We start from the raw sequence: 15772 nt of genomic DNA on the forward strand, positions 1-15772 counted from the left end.
GTTGTCCGGGGCACCCGATCCTTAACATGGCGGGAGGTTACTCTCCGGTCACCTTCAATGCGACCCCCTGGATGTCCAGATGTCCACAGCCGCCGCGCCAACCGTGTCGGGGCCTTCGGTCAGCGGCCGGCTCCCCGCTCTCGACGCGCTGCGCGCCATCGGCGCCGCAGCGGTCGTCGGTCACCACGTCGGATTCCACACCGGCGTCAGCATGAACGCGCCGTGGGGCGGCTGGCTGGCGCGGCTGGACGTCGGCGTCGCCATCTTCTTCGTGCTCTCCGGGTTCCTGCTGTTCCGGCCGTGGGCGCTCAACGCCGCGACGGGTCGGCCCCGGCCGCGCGCCGGGCGGTACCTCTGGCGCCGGGCCCTACGGATCCTGCCGGCCTACTGGCTGGCGGTGGTGGTCTGCCTGATCGTCCTGCCGCAGAACCGGCCGGCGTCCGCCGGTGACTGGCTGCGGCACCTCACCTTCACCCAGATCTATCAGCCAGCCCAGCTGCGTCACGGGCTCAGCCAGACCTGGAGTCTCGCCACCGAGGTCCTGTTCTACCTGATCCTGCCGCTGGTCGCCGTGCTCGCCGTCGGCCGGACGTGGCGTCCCGTCCGGACCGTGGTGATCGCCAGCAGCGGCGTCCTGGTGACCGCGGGGTGGCTCACCCTGATGGGCTTCGGCTGGCTCGACGCCGCGCTGCACACCATGTGGCTGCCCTCGTACGCGGCCTGGTTCGCCGCCGGCATGGCCCTGGCCGCGGCACACGTAGCGCTGCGCACCGGAACCGCGCCCCCCGCCTTCCGGGTGCTGGACGACCTCGCCTCGGCGCCGGTCGCGTGCTGGGTCGCGGCCGTCGGCCTGCTGGCGATCGCGACCACGCCGGTCGCCGGCCCGCGCGACCTCGCCGAGCCGACGGCCGCCGAGTTCGCCGTCAAGCTCGCGCTGTACCTCGCGGTCGGGGTGCTGATCCTGATTCCGGTCGCGTTCGGTGGGCCGAGCCGGGTCAAGGAGTTCTTCGGTCGCGGTTCCGCCCGGTGGCTCGGCGCGGTCTCCTACGGCCTCTTCCTGTGGCACCCGCTGGTCCTGGAACTCATCTACCTGGTGGACGACCGGCCGCTGTTCACCGGCGGACTGCTCAGCACGTTCACCCTCACCATGCTCTTCGCCCTGGTCTACGCCGCGGTCAGCTACTACGGCGTCGAGCGGCCCGTCCAGCTGCTCGGCTCGCAGTGGGGCCGTCGACCGGCTCGGCCGGGGCGGGTGTCCGAAGTGTCCGCCCTCGACGCGGCGGCGGCCTCCCCGGGCGCGGCGCCGCCCTCGGCCGACACGGGTGCCGACGCACCCACGGTCGGCACGTCACGCTGAACAGCGCTGGCCCATCGGGCATTGCCGGCTGCGATCCCAGCCCCTAATGTGACGCGCGTCGCTAAATTACCTGAGAGTAGGGTTCGCGTGGAGCATTGCGTCGGCGTGCCGGGACACGTGCTGTTCCTCAACTGGCGGGACACTCGTAACCCCGAGGGTGGCGGTTCCGAGGTGTACGTCGAACGGATCGCCGCCGAGCTGGTGGCGCGCGGTTTCCGCGCCACGCTGTTCTGCGCCGCCCACAGCCAGGCTCCCGCCGACGAGGTCAACGAGGCGGGCGTACGGCTGGTGCGGCGCGGCGGCCGGCACACGGTCTACCTCTGGGCGGCGCTCTGCTACCTGGCCGGCGCGCTGGGCCTGGGCCCGCTGGCGGCGCGGCGGGGCGGCCGACCCGACATCCTGGTCGACGTCTGCAACGGGCTGCCGTTCCTCGCTCCACTGTGGGCCCGCCGGCCGGTGGTCAAGCTGATCCACCACGTGCATCGCGAGCAGTGGCCGGTGGTCCTCCCGCAGTGGGCCGCCCGGTTCGGCTGGTGGGTCGAGTCGTCGCTCGCCGTCCGCATCTACCAGCGGTGCCGCTACGTCACCGTCTCCGAGGCCACCCGTCGTGAGCTGGCCAGCCTCGGCGTACCGCCGGAGCAGGTCTCGGTGGTGCACAACGGCACACCGGAGCTGCCCCGCACCGACGTCGAGCGGGCCCCGTTCCCGCTGCTCGTCGCGCTGGGCCGGCTGGTGCCGCACAAGCGGGTGGAGGTGGCGCTGCGGGCCGTCGCGGCCCTCACCGACGAGCTTCCCCAGCTGCGACTGGTCGTCGCCGGTCAGGGTTGGTGGGAGCCGCAGCTGCGCGAGCTCGCCACCGAGCTGGAGATCGCCGAGCGGGTGGAGTTCCGGGGCTTCGTGACGGAGGAGGAGAAGGCCGCCCTGCTCGCCTCGGCCTGGGTCGCCCTCACCCCGTCGCTCAAGGAGGGCTGGGGTCTGACGATCGTCGAGGCGGGATCGGCGGGCACGCCCACGGTGGCGTTCCGGCACGCGGGCGGTGTCGCCGAAGCGGTCGTCGACGGGCGGACCGGCCTGCTGGCCGACGACGTCGACGACTACCTCGCGAAGGTGCGCACGCTGCTGCACGAGGACGAGGTGCGGCGGGAGATGGGCGCGGAGGCCCGGGAGCACGCGGCGAGCTTCACCTGGCAGGCCGCGGGCGGACACTTCGCGGCTCTGCTGCAGGGCGCGGAATCGCCCCGCCCAGTGCAGCGGCGGGGCGAACCGTCCTACCTGACGCCGTAAGACTCGGGGGCGTACGGGTCCTGCTTGCCGGCCCGCTTGGCCGCCTCCGAAACGTTCTTGGCCTCACGGGCGGCCTCGGCGTCGGTGGCGGTCGCGGCGGCCGAGAGCCCGCCGAGGGCCAGGATCCCCAGCAACGCCGCCACCAGGCCGGACACGACCAGGGTCAGAGTTCTACGCATGCCAATCCTCCAATGGCGAGACGTGCGAGCGGACGTTACCACGCGGTAGGCCTGCGGTGTAGCGCCGAAAAGGCGGCAGCCATGACCACCAGAAGGGCGGTACCGAGCGCCGCCACCACGGCCCAGCGGGCGGGCCGGGCGGCAACCGGACCGGCCGTTACGGCCGGATTGCGGTAGAGGGTCAGGAATGGTCCGTCGTGGACGACCTGGAGTTCCGCCAGGGCCGCCGGCTCCACGGCGCCGGGGAGCTGGTGCTGCACCACCACCCAGCGCACGCCGGTGGCCGCGACGGGCCGCCCGTCGGCCAGCACCCGGCGCACCTCGCGGAGCCGTGGGTTCTCCCCGGCCACCGCGACGTCACCGACCCGCAACGTGTCGTCTGTCAGCACGGTCCCCGGCAGGTAGCGCGGCGCCGGGTCCAGCACGACCCGTTCGGAATTCCACGGGAACGTCCGGTAGGCGCTCAGCGGCAGCACGAGGATCTCACCCGGTTCGCCGGCCAACCGGTCGGCGACCGACCGCCAGTCCGCCGGATAGCTCACCGGACGAAGCCGGCCGGCACCGCCGAACGCGAGGTCCGGCATGACGGCCACCGGCAGGAGCAGCAGGCCCACCAGGACCACCCCGGCCACTTCCCGGTCGATCCGGGCCACCAGCCGCTCGGCGCCCAGCGCCGCGCACACCACCAGCAACAGGGCGTACGGGGCCAGGAACTTCTGACCGTCCCGGAGCAGCCCCGCCCCGGGCACCTGAGCCACTGCCCAGCGCAGCGCGGCGTCCCCGCCGGGGAGCAACGCGAGGGCGGCGAGCAGACAACCGGCCCCGGCGAGCACCGCCAGCCGCACCGCCGCACCCGGCGGCAGCCGCCGGTGCAGCAGACCCGCGCCGACGCCGGCCAGGATCAGCAGCACCAGGGTCGCCAGCGGCACCAGCGGGGCGCCTCGACTGGCGGGCATGGCCTGCGCGTTCCAGATCCCGCCGGTCCCCGCCAGCGCCACCAGCGGGCCGGCCCAGTTCTCGGCACGCGCCGCGAACGCCGCCACCCCCGCCGGGTCGGAGGAACCGGCGGCGCCGGTGACCAGGGCCGCGGTCACCCAGGGGGCGTTGAGCAGCGCGACACCGGCGATCGCGGACGCCGCCCGACGCGGACGGGACCGGTCGGGCACCAGCAGGACCACCGTGGCCAGCGCGATCAGCCCCCCGGTCGGGGTGATGGCGGCGGGCGCGGCGGCGAGCACCACCCGGGCGAGCGCGCCGTCGCGGCCCGCCCGCAGGTCCAGCGCCGCCCGCACCAACCACGGCAGCGCGGCGTACGCGAGCAGCAACCCCCACTGCCCGATCAGCAGCCGCTCGGCGAGGTACGGCGTCCACGCGTACGCCACCGCGGCGAACAGCCGCACCGCGCGCCGGTCGGTCGGCACCAGCCGGCCGGCACCGACGGCGGCGAACAGGATCGCCGCACCGAGCACCAGCCGCTGCAGCAACCAGCCCGGGACGAGCTGGGTGACCAGGGAGACCAGCGCGTCCATCGGCACCGCCCGGGGCAGGCTCTGCGCCGGGGCGATGAGATCCCAGCTCAGCGGCTGCCGGGGTACGAACACCATGTCGTACAGCAGCGCGTAGCCCGGCGCCGCGAGCGGGGCGAGCACCAGCGCCGTGACGGCCGCCCCGACGGCGTACAGCGGCAGCCGCTCCCGCGTCGGCCGACCCGGTGGAGCGTCGACGCCGGTGGACCGCTCAACCATTCACGGCGCCGGCACCGCCCGGCCGACGGTGATCAGGTTGGTGCAGACCCCGACTCCGGGGGTGCCAACGGTGACCTGGACGGCGCTGCCGGCCCCCTCCAGCAGGAAGAACACCTCGTTCAACCCGCGTCGCAGGGTGATCTGCCGGCTGGCCTCGCCCAGCCGCACGATCGCGGTGGAGTCGCCCGAGCTGAGGTAGCCGAAGTGCACCACGTAGGGCCACTCCTCGAGGTAACCGTCGAGCGGGATCCGGGCGGTCTGGCCGCCCTGCGCCAGGTGCCCGCAGTCGGGCACCGGGCCGGGTAGGACCTTCCGGCCCTCGACCACGACCGGACGGATCCGGCCGAACTCGTCGAACGTCGACGGTCGCTCGGCCTCCGTCACGAACGTGGGCCGACGGTCCGCCGGCCGGAAGAAATGCGACTGGAGATTGTCCGGCCAGAAGTACCCGGCGACGACGCGGTCCGGAACGACGTTGTCCAGGAAGACGGTGCCCGGCGGTGCGGTGGCCAGCTCGGCCTGCGTCGTCGCGAGATACTCCCGTCCGTACTTCGTGCTCCAGTTGTCACCGAACCGGGCCGTGCTCCACAGGGTGCCCACCCCGATGGTGACCAGGACGGCGATGATCGAGACCAGGCCGACGGCGAAGGCGCCCGGTTCGCGCAGGACGGTCGGCAGCGGCCACGCGGACACGTCCTCCTCGTCGGCGTCCTTCGTCCCGAGCAGGGCCGCGCCGACACAGATCGCGGCGACCAGCACCACGTCGGCGACGTACCGGGGGACCACGCCGACCAGCGGGCCGAGCGGGCCGCCGAGCCGGGTGACGGCGAAGAGCGCGGCGACCAGGCCCAGGTAGGACGCGAGCAGCAGCCAGGCCCGTCCGGCCGACGGGCGCTGCCGGACGGTGACCACGACGAGCGTCACCAGCACCGCCCAGGACAGCCACTTGGCCACGTCGTACGGGTCCGTGAGCGGTGGCCCGTCGCCGGCGTACGTCCAGCGCCAGGGACCGCCGAGCAGACCCGGCACGAGGGTGTTGCCGACCAGGTCACCGAGGAAGGTGAGCACCTGACCGACCGAGGTCGGCTCGTCCAGTTCGCGGGCCGGGCGGGTCAGGTAGAACGCCAGGTACGCCCCCGAGAGCACGCTGAGCACCAGCCAGGCCGGCCAGTGCCGGCGGACCGCCGTCACCAGGCTGCGCCACACGCCGCCCGAGGTGAAGAGGAAGACGGTCAGCAGGAACAGCAGCGGCACGATCAGCAGGGCCTTGGTGTCGAAGAGCAGGCCGAACACCACCCAGAGGGCAACCACCACGAGGTGCCGCAGGCGGCCGGTGCGCACGTAGCGGACCTGGGCCGCCACCGCCAGGACCAGGGCCAGCTGCATGGGCAGCACGAGCAGCCCGACCAGCCACAGCGAGGACACCTCGAGCGTCAGCGGGCTGAACAGGAACAGGCAGAGCGGGACGAGCAGCCCCCAGCCCGGCCGGAGCAGGTCGCGCAGCAGCCGGTAGACCGCGATGCCGACCGCCGCCTGGCCGACCGCCAGCAGCAGCACCCACGGCCAGCCGACGAAGCCGGCCGCCCGCACCATCGCCCACGCCACCAGCAGTCCGCCCGGCATGAGGTGGTTGTTGAAGGTACGCAGGAGGAAGTCCGCGTCCAGCCGCGTGTCGAGAACCTGCGCGGCGATGACGAACTCGTCCTGGGAGAACCAGCCGCGGGTGGCGAGGCCGGCGCGCCAGGCGACGGAGACGACGATGAGGGCGATCGCGACCGCGCGGACGCGGTCGGCCCGGAGCCACCGGCCGAACGGCCCCGGTCCGTCGCCATCGGAGGCAACGCGCTCCGGACGCGTCTCGGCCTCAGCTTCTGGCATTGACATGGTCGGCAGCCTGCCACACGCTTACACGCCGTGGGGACGGCCGTTCTGCCGATAACGCCACCGCAGCGCCCCAGGTCGCCCGTCCGTGCCCGGTCCGGATAACGTCGCGCGACGGTCGTCGGCTGCCGGTGCGCGTACGGCCGGCGCAGACAGGAGCCGAGATGCGTGCAGAGGTCACCAACGGTGGCGATCGGGGGTCCAGCCGTACCCGGCGTACCGCCCGGCGGTTCCGGCACCTGGCCATCTGCATCGCACTGACCGCCCTCGCCTTCCAGCAGGCCCCCGGGGAGATCGTCCCCGACACCAAGGTCGACCTGAACGTCAATCCGGCCGGGTGGCTGCTCCGCTCGCTGCACCTGTGGGACCCGAACGGCACCTTCGGCCAGCTCCAGAACCAGGCGTACGGATATCTCTGGCCGATGGGCCCGTTCTTCCTGCTCGGTTCGGAGGTCGGCCTCGCGCCGTGGGTGGTCCAGCGGCTGTGGTGGGCACTGCTCTTCTGCGTCGCGTACCTCGGCGCGGTGCGGCTGGCCGGCCGGCTCGGCATCGGCACCCCCGCCGGCCGCATGATCGCCGGCGTCGCCTTCGCGCTGTCGCCCCGGATCCTCACCCAGCTCGGCTGGTCCTCGGTGGAGGCCTGGCCGAGCGCCATCGCCCCGTGGGTGCTCATCCCGCTGGTGGGCCTCGCTCGCGGCGCGCCGCTGCGGCGCGCCGTAGCCGGCTCGGCGCTCGCCGTCGCCTGCGCCGGTGGCGTCAACGCCACGGCCGTGCTCGCGGTGGTGCCACTCGCCCTGCTCTGGCTCGCCACTCTCCAGCCCGTACGCCGACGCCTCACCGCCATCGCCGCCTGGTGCGGCGCGGTCGCCCTGGCCACGGCGTGGTGGCTGATCCCGCTGCTGGTCCTCGGCCGGTACAGCCCACCCTTCCTGGACTACATCGAGACCGCCCGGAACACCACCAGCGTCACCGATGCGGTGACCACGCTCCGCGGCGCCTCCTACTGGGTCGCCTACCTGGGCTCGCCGTTCGGGTCGACGATCCCGGCCGGAGCCCGGCTGGCCAACGAGCCGCTGCTGGTCGCCGCCACCCTGGCGGTCGCCGCCCTCGGGGTCCTCGGGCTGTCCCGGCGCGGGATGCCGCACCGCCGGTTCCTGGTCACCGGTCTGGTCCTCGGCGCCGCGCTCGTCGGCCTCGGGCACGTCGGCGACCTGCCGAACATCCTCGCCGGGCCGCAGCAGGAGTTCCTCGACGGCGTCGGCGCTCCGCTGCGGAACATCCACAAGTTCGACGTCCTGCTGCGCCTGCCGCTGGCGCTCGGCCTGGCGCACCTGGTCGGCCTGGTCGTCCGCGCGGCGCGCACGGCGCCCGCCCGGCACCGCCCACGGACCGTCGCCACCGCCTGGCTGACCGCCGGAGCGGCCATGGCGGCGGTCGCGGTGGTCGCCACGCCGGCGCTCGCCGGTGGACTCGCCACGCCGGGCAGCGTCAAGGAGGTGCCCGGCTACTGGCACGAGGCCGCCGACTGGCTCGACGCGAACACCGGTCGGGGACGGGTGCTCGTCGTTCCCGGGGCGCGCTTCCCGTCGTACGACTGGGGGAGCACCACCGACGAGATCACCCAGCCGCTGCTGGACAGCCGGTGGGCGGTGCGCAACGCCATCCCCTTCACCCCGCCCGCCACGATCCGGCTGCTGGACGCGGTCGAGGCGACGCTCGCCACCGGCGCCGGCTCGGCCGGCCTGGCCGACCTGCTGGCCCGCTCCGGGATCAGCCACGTCCTGTTCCGCGCCGACCTCGACCACGGCCGCTCCGACACGGCCCGCCCGGCGGTGGTCCGCCAGGCCCTGCAGCGCTCACCCGGGCTGACCCGGGTCACCAGCTTCGGCCCGCTACGCGGCGGACCGTCGGACCCGGACGAGTTCCGCGACCAGGGGCTCGACGTGCCGCTCCGCGCGCTGGAGGTCTACCGGGTGGACCGGCGCGTCGAGCCGGTGGTCGCCTACGACCGGGACGACGTGACCACCGTTGTGGGCGGCCCCGAGTCCCTGCTCGACCTCGCCGCGGCGGGACAGCTGAACCCGGCGCCCACGGTCCTGGCCGGCGACGCGCCTGCCGGCGACGGCACCGGGCCGGTCGCGATGACCGACGGCCTCCGCCGGCGCGACGTGTCGTTCGGCCGGCTGCGTGACAACGCCTCGCAGACCCTCACCGCAGACGACACCTTCGAGGTGTCGGCGCCCGCGCACGACTACCTGCCCGAGTGGGGAGCGGAGCGGTCGACCGTCGCCCGTTTCGAGGGCATCAGCACGATCCGCGCGTCGACCGCGCGCTCCGAGGTGGACGCCCCCGGCGGCGCACGCCCCGAGAACCAGCCGTACGCGGCGATGGACGGCGACCCCGCGACCTCCTGGCAGTCCGCGCCGTACTCGCCCGGTGACGAGCAGTGGATCGAGGTGAGCCTCGCGAACCCGACCCGGGTCACCCGGGTGGACGTCCGGTTCGACCTGAAGGCCGACGCGCTGCCGACGACGGTGACCGTCACCGCCGGGTACGAGAGCCGGACCATCGAGCAGTTCAGCGACCACATGGTCTTCGAACTACCCGGCGTCCACGCCACCCGCGAGATCCGGATCTCGGTCGGCGCCACCTTCGACCTGCGCCCACTCGGCAACGGGACGGTGGGCGTCGCCGAGATCAGCATCCCCGGCGTGCGGACCAGCCGGACCCTCCAACTTCCCGCCGCGCCGGCCACCGACCGGCCGGCCACCGTCGTCGTGTCGGCGGCCCCCACCACGCCGGCCTGCTTCTCCGTCGACGGCCGGCCCCGCTGCTCCACCGACGCCGTCCGGGGCTCAGAGGACGGGCACACCATCGACCGCTCCCTGACCCTGCCGAGCGCCGGGGAGTACGCCGCCGAGCTGTGGGCACGACCGACGCCCGGGCCCGCCCTGGACACGGCGCTCGACGAGGCCGTCGCCGACGCCCAGGCGCTGCGCCTCGCGCCGAAGGTCACCGCCTCCTCGACGGCCGTGACCGACCCGACCGGCCGGCCCGGCGCGGTGCTCGACGGGGATCCCACCACCAGCTGGTCGCCGGCGGTCAGCGACGAGGCGCCGATCCTGCGCCTCAAGTGGCTCCAGCCGCAGCTCATCAAGGGGCTCCGGTTCACCGTCGACCCGGCGGCCGCCGCCACCCGGCTCGGCAGCGTCCGGGTGGTCGGCGACGACGGGTTCCGCAGCAGCCTGCTGGGCGACAGCGGCCTGCTCACCCTGGACCCGCCGATGCGCACCGACGAGATCACCATCCAGTTCCTCGACAAGCCGTCCGCCGCCAGCACCGATCCGTACGGGCTGCGGCTACCGGAGTCGTTGCCGGTCACCGTCGGCGAGGTGACCGTGCTGCCGGGCGCGCCCACCGTCCGGCCTCCGGTCGACGCTCCGCTGAAGCTGGCCTGCGGATCGGGTCCGACGCTGGAGGTGGGCCGGTCCCGGGTGACCACCGCGCTCCGCGGCACGCTGCGCGACCTGCTGGAACTGCGCGAGATGCCGGCCGCGCCCTGCGGCCGGGAGACGCCCCGGCAACTCGAGCTGGGCCGTGGCGAGCACCGGCTCGTCACCACACCGAGCACGCTGGCGTCGCCCACCCGGGTCGCCCTGGTGCCACGGACGTCGCCGCCGGCCGCGACGGTGGCTCCGAGCGCCGTCGAGGTCGACTCCTGGGCGGCCACCGAACGACGGGTACGCGTCGGCGAGCACCCCGTCGACCGGGTGCTCGCCGTACGGGAGAACACCAACATCGGCTGGCAGGCGAGCATCGGCGGCCGGAAGCTCGAACCGGTGGTGGTGGACGGCTGGCAGCAGGGCTGGATCCTGCCCGCGGGCGCCTCCGGCGAGGTGGTGCTCCGCTTCGCCCCGGACACGACGTACCGCGCGGGCCTGCTGCTCGGCGGCGGCCTGCTGGTGGCGGTGGTGCTCCTCGCGGTGCTGCCCGCCCGCCGGCCCGCCGGGCCCGCCCCGTCGACCGCCCTGCCGCGCGGCCGACGCCGGCTCACCCGTTCCCTGCCGCTGCTGGCCGTCGGCGCCGCCGCGCTGGTGCTGTCGAGCGGACTCATCGGCGGCCTGCTGGTCGCGGCGGGGTTCCTGCTGGCGGTACCCGGCCCACGCCGCCTGCCCTGGACGACGGACCCCCGCCGGGCCAGAGCGATCAGCCGCGCCGTCGAGACGTGGCTTCCCGGCGCGCTCGTCCTGCTCGCCGGCTGGCTCCACCTCGAGTCGGCGCAACGGCACACCGACGCGCTCCCGCAGCTCGCGGTCGTCGTCGCCCTGGGCGCCCTCTGGCTCTCCACCGCCGCCCGGCGACGGCCGGTACGCCGCGTCACGCCGACCCCGGCGGCCCCGCCGGCACCCCCGGGCGACCCGACCGACCCGCCGGCGCCACCGACCGACCCGACCGATCCGACCGACCCGCCGGCTCCGGTGGGAACGGAGCCGCGGAAGCCGGAGACGGCGGCGCCGGGCCCGGCCGACGGGCACGTTCCCGACTTCTCGCCGATCACATGAGCCCTAGACTACCGGCCCGTCGGCAGCGGACGGGCGGACGAAGCAGCGGCCTCGGCGCGGCCGGAGCCGCCGTCACCCTGGCCGGCGTCCTCGTCAACGGCCTGGCCTACCTGGTGCCGGTGCTGGCCGCCCGGCGGCTCGACCCGGCCGGCCTCAGCGCGCTCGCCACCGCCCTCGGCCTGGTGGCCATCGCCAGCGTGCCCGGACTCGGCCTGCAACTGGCCGTCGCCGTGCACCACGCCCGGCACGGGTCGTCCGACGCCCGGCGGCTCACCGCGCTGATCGCCGCCGGGTGCGCGGGCGCGCTGATCGCGGCCACCCCGCTGCTGGTCGCCGCGCTGGACCTCCCGGTGGAGGTGCCCACGCTGCTGGCGGTCACCACGGCGGCGGTCGTGCTCTCCTCCCGCTTCCTCGGGGAGTTGCAGGGTGGCCAACGGTTCCTGCGGCTCGCCGCCGGGATGGCGCTGCTCGCCGCGGGCCGCTACGGCGGGGTGGTCGCCGGGCTGCTGCTCGGTACGGGCCTGACCGGCGCGCTCGTGGGCGGCGCGCTGAGCGCCGCGCTCGTCCCGCCGGTGCTGGCCCGGCTCGCCCGCGCAACCGGGCGCCCGTCCGCCGCGCCGGCGGCGCCCCGGCTGACCGCCGCCCAGGTGGTCGCCGGCTGCGGCGCGACCCTCGCGATGCTCGTCGTCTCCTACGCCGACCTGCTCCTCGCCCGTCAACTGCTGCCCCCGGCGGGGTCCGGGGCGTACGCGGTGGGCACGGTGTTGAGCAAGGGGGCACTCTGGGCCCCCCAGGTCGCCGCCGTCCTCGCCCTGCCGCGGCTGGCCCGCGGCGACCGCCGCAGCCGCACCGTGGCGCTCGCGGTGACCGGCGGCTGCGGCCTGGTGCTGGTACTCGCCTCGACGCTCGCCGGCGGGCTGGCCTTCCGTCTCGCCGGCGGCCCCGACTACACCCACCTCGGCCGGTACGCGCCGCTGTTCGCCGCGGTCGGTGCGCTCTACGCGGTGGCGTTCGTGCTGCTCAACGACCGCGTCGCGGCCGGCGTACGGTGGGCGGCGGCACCGCTCTGGGTGGGCGCGGCCGGCCTGGTGGCCGTCGCGGCGACCGTCCGGCCCCGTACCGTCCCGGGTCTCCTCGTCGTAGCCCTCGGCACCGCGCTGATCACCACGCTGGCCATGGCGGTGACCGCCCGCCGGCCGGGCCCGGCGCCGGTCGCCGTGGATCAGGCCAGCGCACCCCGATCGGGCTGACCGCCGTCAGCCCTGCCCGAGCCAGCCGTGCAGCAGTCGGTGGTCGATCGAGTCGACCCGCCCGAGCGGCCGGCCGGCGGCCATCCGGGCGCGCAGCTCGTCCCGGGTGAACCAGCGCGCCTCCAGCAGCTCGACGCCGTCCACCCGGACCTCCTCGGACGCGGCCGTGGCCCGGAAGCCCACCATCAGCCCGGCCGGAAAAGGCCACGCCTGCGACCCCTGGTACGACACGTCGGTCAGGGTGATGCCGGCCTCCTCGGCCATCTCCCGGCGTACCGCGTCCTCCAGGCTCTCGCCCACCTCGACGAAGCCGGCCAGCGTCGAGTAGGCGCCCTCGGACGCGCCGGCGTGCCGGGCCAGCAGGCAGCGGTCGGGAGCGCCGGGCGCCTCGACCAGCACGATGATCGCCGGCTCGATCCGGGGGAACAGCAGCGCGGCGCACTCCGCCGCCGAGCACTGCCGGACGTGCCCGGCGTCGCGGGTGGTGGTGGGCGCACCGCAGCTGCCGCACCAGCGCTGCCGCCGGTGCCAGTGCAGCAGCCCCCGCGCGTACGCCTGGGTTGCCGCCTCGGCCGGGTCGAGCCGGCCGGCGAGGCTCCGCACGTCGACCGCAGACGCCGCGCCGGCGAGCGCGACCGCGTCGGCTTCGGCGTGCCCGGACAGGTCGACGGCGAAGATCGCCACGTCGGCGTCGAGGCCGAGGAAGACCAGCTCGTCCGCCGCGGCGAGCACCGGCCCCGCTGCGGCGCCGGTCAACCGGACCGGCCGGTCGTCCGCCGTGACCAGCGAGCGGTCCCGCCACAGCGGCAGCACGGTGGTCCGTGGGTCGGCGCGCAGCGCGGCCATCCGCTCCGCGTCGGCGCGCAACGCGGCCGCCCGGTCCAGCCACCCACCGCCGTACGCCAGCACCCGCTCATCGGTACGCATGCCGTTACCGTGCCATGTCGGCCCGACGGCTCGGCAGCCGGCCGGCACCGGTCCGACACGCCGTACGACACGCCACCGCGGGCGGGCCGGGGCGGCGGCGGCGCGCTTGGCCGGGCATTGGCTACCGTAGGTGTTCCTCCGCGCGGGGAGCGCCCCCCGCGGCACGTCGCGATAGAGGTTGCTGTGACGCTGTACGGCGAGAAGAGTCCGCCCGCCGACGACCGGCCGACCGTGCAGGTCACCGCGGTCAGCTGGCCCGGTGACGAGCCCGAGCCCGGGACACCGGCCGAGGCGTCCACCCGGCCCCGCTCGCGCCGGCTCCGGCTGCTGCTCGCCGCCGGGCTCGGCACCGTCGTGCTGGGTGGCGTGGCGGGCGCCGGTGCGTACGCGTACGCGGGCGACGTGCCGCGCGGGACCACCGTGCTCGGTGCCGAGCTCGGCGGTCGCAGCCGCGCGGAGGCCGCCCGGCACCTCCGGGCCGAGTTGGAGCGGCGCGCGGCCGAGCTGGCCGCCCCGCTGTCGGTCCGGGTCGGTGAACGGACCGCCGAGATCAATCCCGCGGAGGTCGGCCTGACGGTCGACGTGGAGGCGACGGTGGCCGCTGCGGTCGAGGCGGAGGCCCACCCGGTCAGCCGGCTGGTCGGCTCGCGCTCGGTGCAGCCGGTGGTCTCGGTCGACGCGGCGAAGCTTGATGCCGCGCTGCGGAAGGTGGTCGGCGACCAGGGGCGGAAGATGACCCTGCCGGCCATCACGTTCTCCGGCACCACGCCGAAGGCCGTCCACCCGAAGCCCAGCCTGGCGCTGGACGCGGAGCGCTCCGCCGAGGTGGTCCGGGCCGGATGGCTCGCCGACCAGCCGGTGACCGTGCCGCTGGTCGAGTCGCACCCGGCGACCACCGCCGAGGAGGTGGACCGGCTGGTCGACGAGCTGGCGAAGCCGGCGGTCGCCGCGCCGGTGAAGCTGACCACCGACAAGGGCTCGGTCACCATCGCGCCGAAGGCGATCGCGAAGAGCCTCCGCTTCACCGCCGACAAGGCCGGCAAGCTGAGCCCGCAGGTGGACGTGAAGCGGCTGCGTACCGCGCTCGGCGACGATCTGGCGGCCATCGAGGTGACGCCGAAGAACGCCCGGCTGACAATCGCCGGCGGCAAGCCGAAGGTGGTGGACTCCGGCCGCGCCGGCCAGCAGCTGGATGCTTCCGCGCTCGGTCGGGACCTGCTCGCCGTGCTGCCGAAGAGCGACGACCGGGAAGTCACGGCCGTCCTGAAGCCGACCGAGCCGGAGGTGACCGCGGAGAAGGTGGCCGGTCTCGGTATCAAGGAGAAGGTCTCCTCGTTCACCACCCGCTTCACCGGCGGCCTCGCCTCGTCGCGCAGCCAGAACATCGTGACCATCGCCAAGGAGGTCGACGGCACGGTCGTGCTGCCGGGCGAGACGTTCTCGCTCAACGGGCACACCGGCGAGCGCGGCTACCAGCAGGGCTACCGGGACGCGCCGGTGATCCTCGACGGCAAGCTGGTCCCCGGGGTGGGTGGCGGCACCTCGCAGTTCACCACCACACTCTTCAACGCCAGCTACTACGCCGGCTTGGAGGACGTCGAGCACAAGCCGCACTCCTACTGGTTCGACCGTTATCCGGCGGTCATCGAGTCGACGATCTTCTGGCCGAACCTCGACTTCAAGTTCCGCAACAACACCCCGCACGGAGTCCTGATCGACACCTCCTACACGTCGAGCACGGTGACCGTGTCGATGTGGAGCACGAAGATCTACGACAGCGTCAAGACCGAGTACGGCCCGCGCCGCAACATCACCGTGCCGAAGACCATCTACCTGGAGCCGGGGCCGTCCTGCATTCCCAGCAACGGCATCAACGGCTTCGCCCAGGACGCGTACCGGGTGATCCGCAAGGACGGCAAGGTGGTCAAGCGGGAGAAGTTCAGCTGGCGCTACGACGCCGAGCCGCGTTACATCTGCGCCCGCGAGCCCTCCTGACGCTCGCCCCCTCCCACCACGCAGCGGCCCCCGCCGGCATCGTCGCCGGCGGGGGCCGCTTCGCAGGTACGGGGTGGAGCGCCGGCCCGCGGCCAGTCCCGGGTCGCCCGCCGGTACTCCGGTGGGCTGGACCAGCTCGGGTGCCGCTCCCGGTCGGTGGGCCGGTTCGCGCTTCAGCAAGCGACGGGGTGGGGACCTCGGCGGCCAATATCCGTGGAAGGTGTGTCGGTACAGCGTCCCGACCAGGGCCCGCGGCTGCCTTGCCTGGCGGACCGTCCACAGGGAAATAGCCCGCTACGTACAGCCGGAATTGCCGGCGCCCTGGGTGATCTGGAAGCGGAATCCGCAGTTAGCAAGGCGCCTGCGGGTGCGGGCACCAGACCAGCGCGGCTAGGCCGGGCGCCGGCGGTTGCCACAAACCCACACCGAGGGCCACCGAAACGGCCTGGAAAACGCCGTCAGGGCCACCCCCAGATTGGGGTGGCCCTGACGGGAACGATTGTCCGGCGGCGTCCTACTCTCCCACACCCTCCCGAGTGCAGTACCATCGGCGCTGGAGGGCTTAGCTTCCGGGTTCGGAATGTGACCGGGC

At 74.5% G+C, this 15772-nt stretch carries 9 protein-coding genes and 1 rRNA gene; 5 read left to right on the forward strand and 5 right to left on the reverse strand.

The window, feature by feature from the left end:
* Nucleotides 1-79 precede the first annotated feature (79 nt).
* Both ACIP9D_RS26900 and ACIP9D_RS26905 read left to right on the forward strand, forming a co-directional pair.
* Nucleotides 80-1357, forward strand: a complete 1278-nt coding sequence (locus ACIP9D_RS26900) for an acyltransferase (protein WP_350873656.1) — start codon at nucleotides 80-82, stop codon at nucleotides 1355-1357.
* An 87-nt stretch (nucleotides 1358-1444) separates the two neighbouring features.
* On the forward strand, nucleotides 1445-2641 hold the full coding sequence (locus ACIP9D_RS26905; protein ID WP_350873657.1) for a glycosyltransferase family 4 protein: 1197 nt from the start codon (nucleotides 1445-1447) through the stop codon (nucleotides 2639-2641).
* On the opposite strand, the gene ACIP9D_RS26910 is transcribed toward ACIP9D_RS26905, so the two are convergent.
* From ACIP9D_RS26910 to ACIP9D_RS26920, 3 genes are read right to left on the reverse strand one after another with little or no spacing between them, the layout of a single operon-like run.
* Nucleotides 2626-2820, reverse strand: a complete 195-nt coding sequence (locus tag ACIP9D_RS26910) for a hypothetical protein (RefSeq protein WP_350873658.1) — start codon at nucleotides 2818-2820, stop codon at nucleotides 2626-2628. The genes ACIP9D_RS26905 and ACIP9D_RS26910 overlap by 16 nt on opposite strands.
* Nucleotides 2821-2855: 35 nt before the next feature.
* A complete protein-coding gene (locus tag ACIP9D_RS26915) occupies nucleotides 2856-4565 on the reverse strand; it encodes a hypothetical protein (RefSeq protein WP_350873659.1) in 1710 nt (569 codons plus the stop codon).
* Nucleotides 4566-6443, reverse strand: a complete 1878-nt coding sequence (locus tag ACIP9D_RS26920; RefSeq protein ID WP_400451154.1) for a hypothetical protein — start codon at nucleotides 6441-6443, stop codon at nucleotides 4566-4568. It abuts the gene before it with no gap.
* 167 nt (nucleotides 6444-6610) lie between these two features.
* On the opposite strand from ACIP9D_RS26920, the gene ACIP9D_RS26925 reads away from it, so the two are divergent.
* Together ACIP9D_RS26925 and ACIP9D_RS26930 are read left to right on the forward strand one after the other, a co-directional pair.
* On the forward strand, nucleotides 6611-11008 hold the full coding sequence (locus ACIP9D_RS26925; protein ID WP_350873661.1) for an alpha-(1->3)-arabinofuranosyltransferase: 4398 nt from the start codon (nucleotides 6611-6613) through the stop codon (nucleotides 11006-11008).
* Nucleotides 11005-12258, forward strand: a complete 1254-nt coding sequence (locus tag ACIP9D_RS26930) for a polysaccharide biosynthesis protein (protein ID WP_350873662.1) — start codon at nucleotides 11005-11007, stop codon at nucleotides 12256-12258. Before ACIP9D_RS26925 ends, ACIP9D_RS26930 begins: the two co-directional genes overlap by 4 nt.
* 6 nt (nucleotides 12259-12264) lie before the next feature.
* On the opposite strand, the gene nudC is transcribed toward ACIP9D_RS26930, so the two are convergent.
* Nucleotides 12265-13185, reverse strand: a complete 921-nt coding sequence (gene nudC, locus ACIP9D_RS26935) for an NAD(+) diphosphatase (RefSeq protein WP_350873663.1) — start codon at nucleotides 13183-13185, stop codon at nucleotides 12265-12267.
* A 183-nt stretch (nucleotides 13186-13368) separates the two neighbouring features.
* Here nudC and ACIP9D_RS26940 point away from each other — a divergent pair, with 183 nt between their 5' ends.
* On the forward strand, nucleotides 13369-15180 hold the full coding sequence (locus ACIP9D_RS26940; RefSeq protein ID WP_350873664.1) for a VanW family protein: 1812 nt from the start codon (nucleotides 13369-13371) through the stop codon (nucleotides 15178-15180).
* 501 nt (nucleotides 15181-15681) lie between these two features.
* Here ACIP9D_RS26940 and rrf read toward each other — a convergent pair.
* Nucleotides 15682-15772 (reverse strand): 5S ribosomal RNA (gene rrf / locus ACIP9D_RS26945); the annotation flags it as partial.

This window comes from Micromonospora sp. NPDC093243 (genome assembly GCF_044753725.1).
Lineage (GTDB): Bacteria > Actinomycetota > Actinomycetes > Mycobacteriales > Micromonosporaceae > Micromonospora.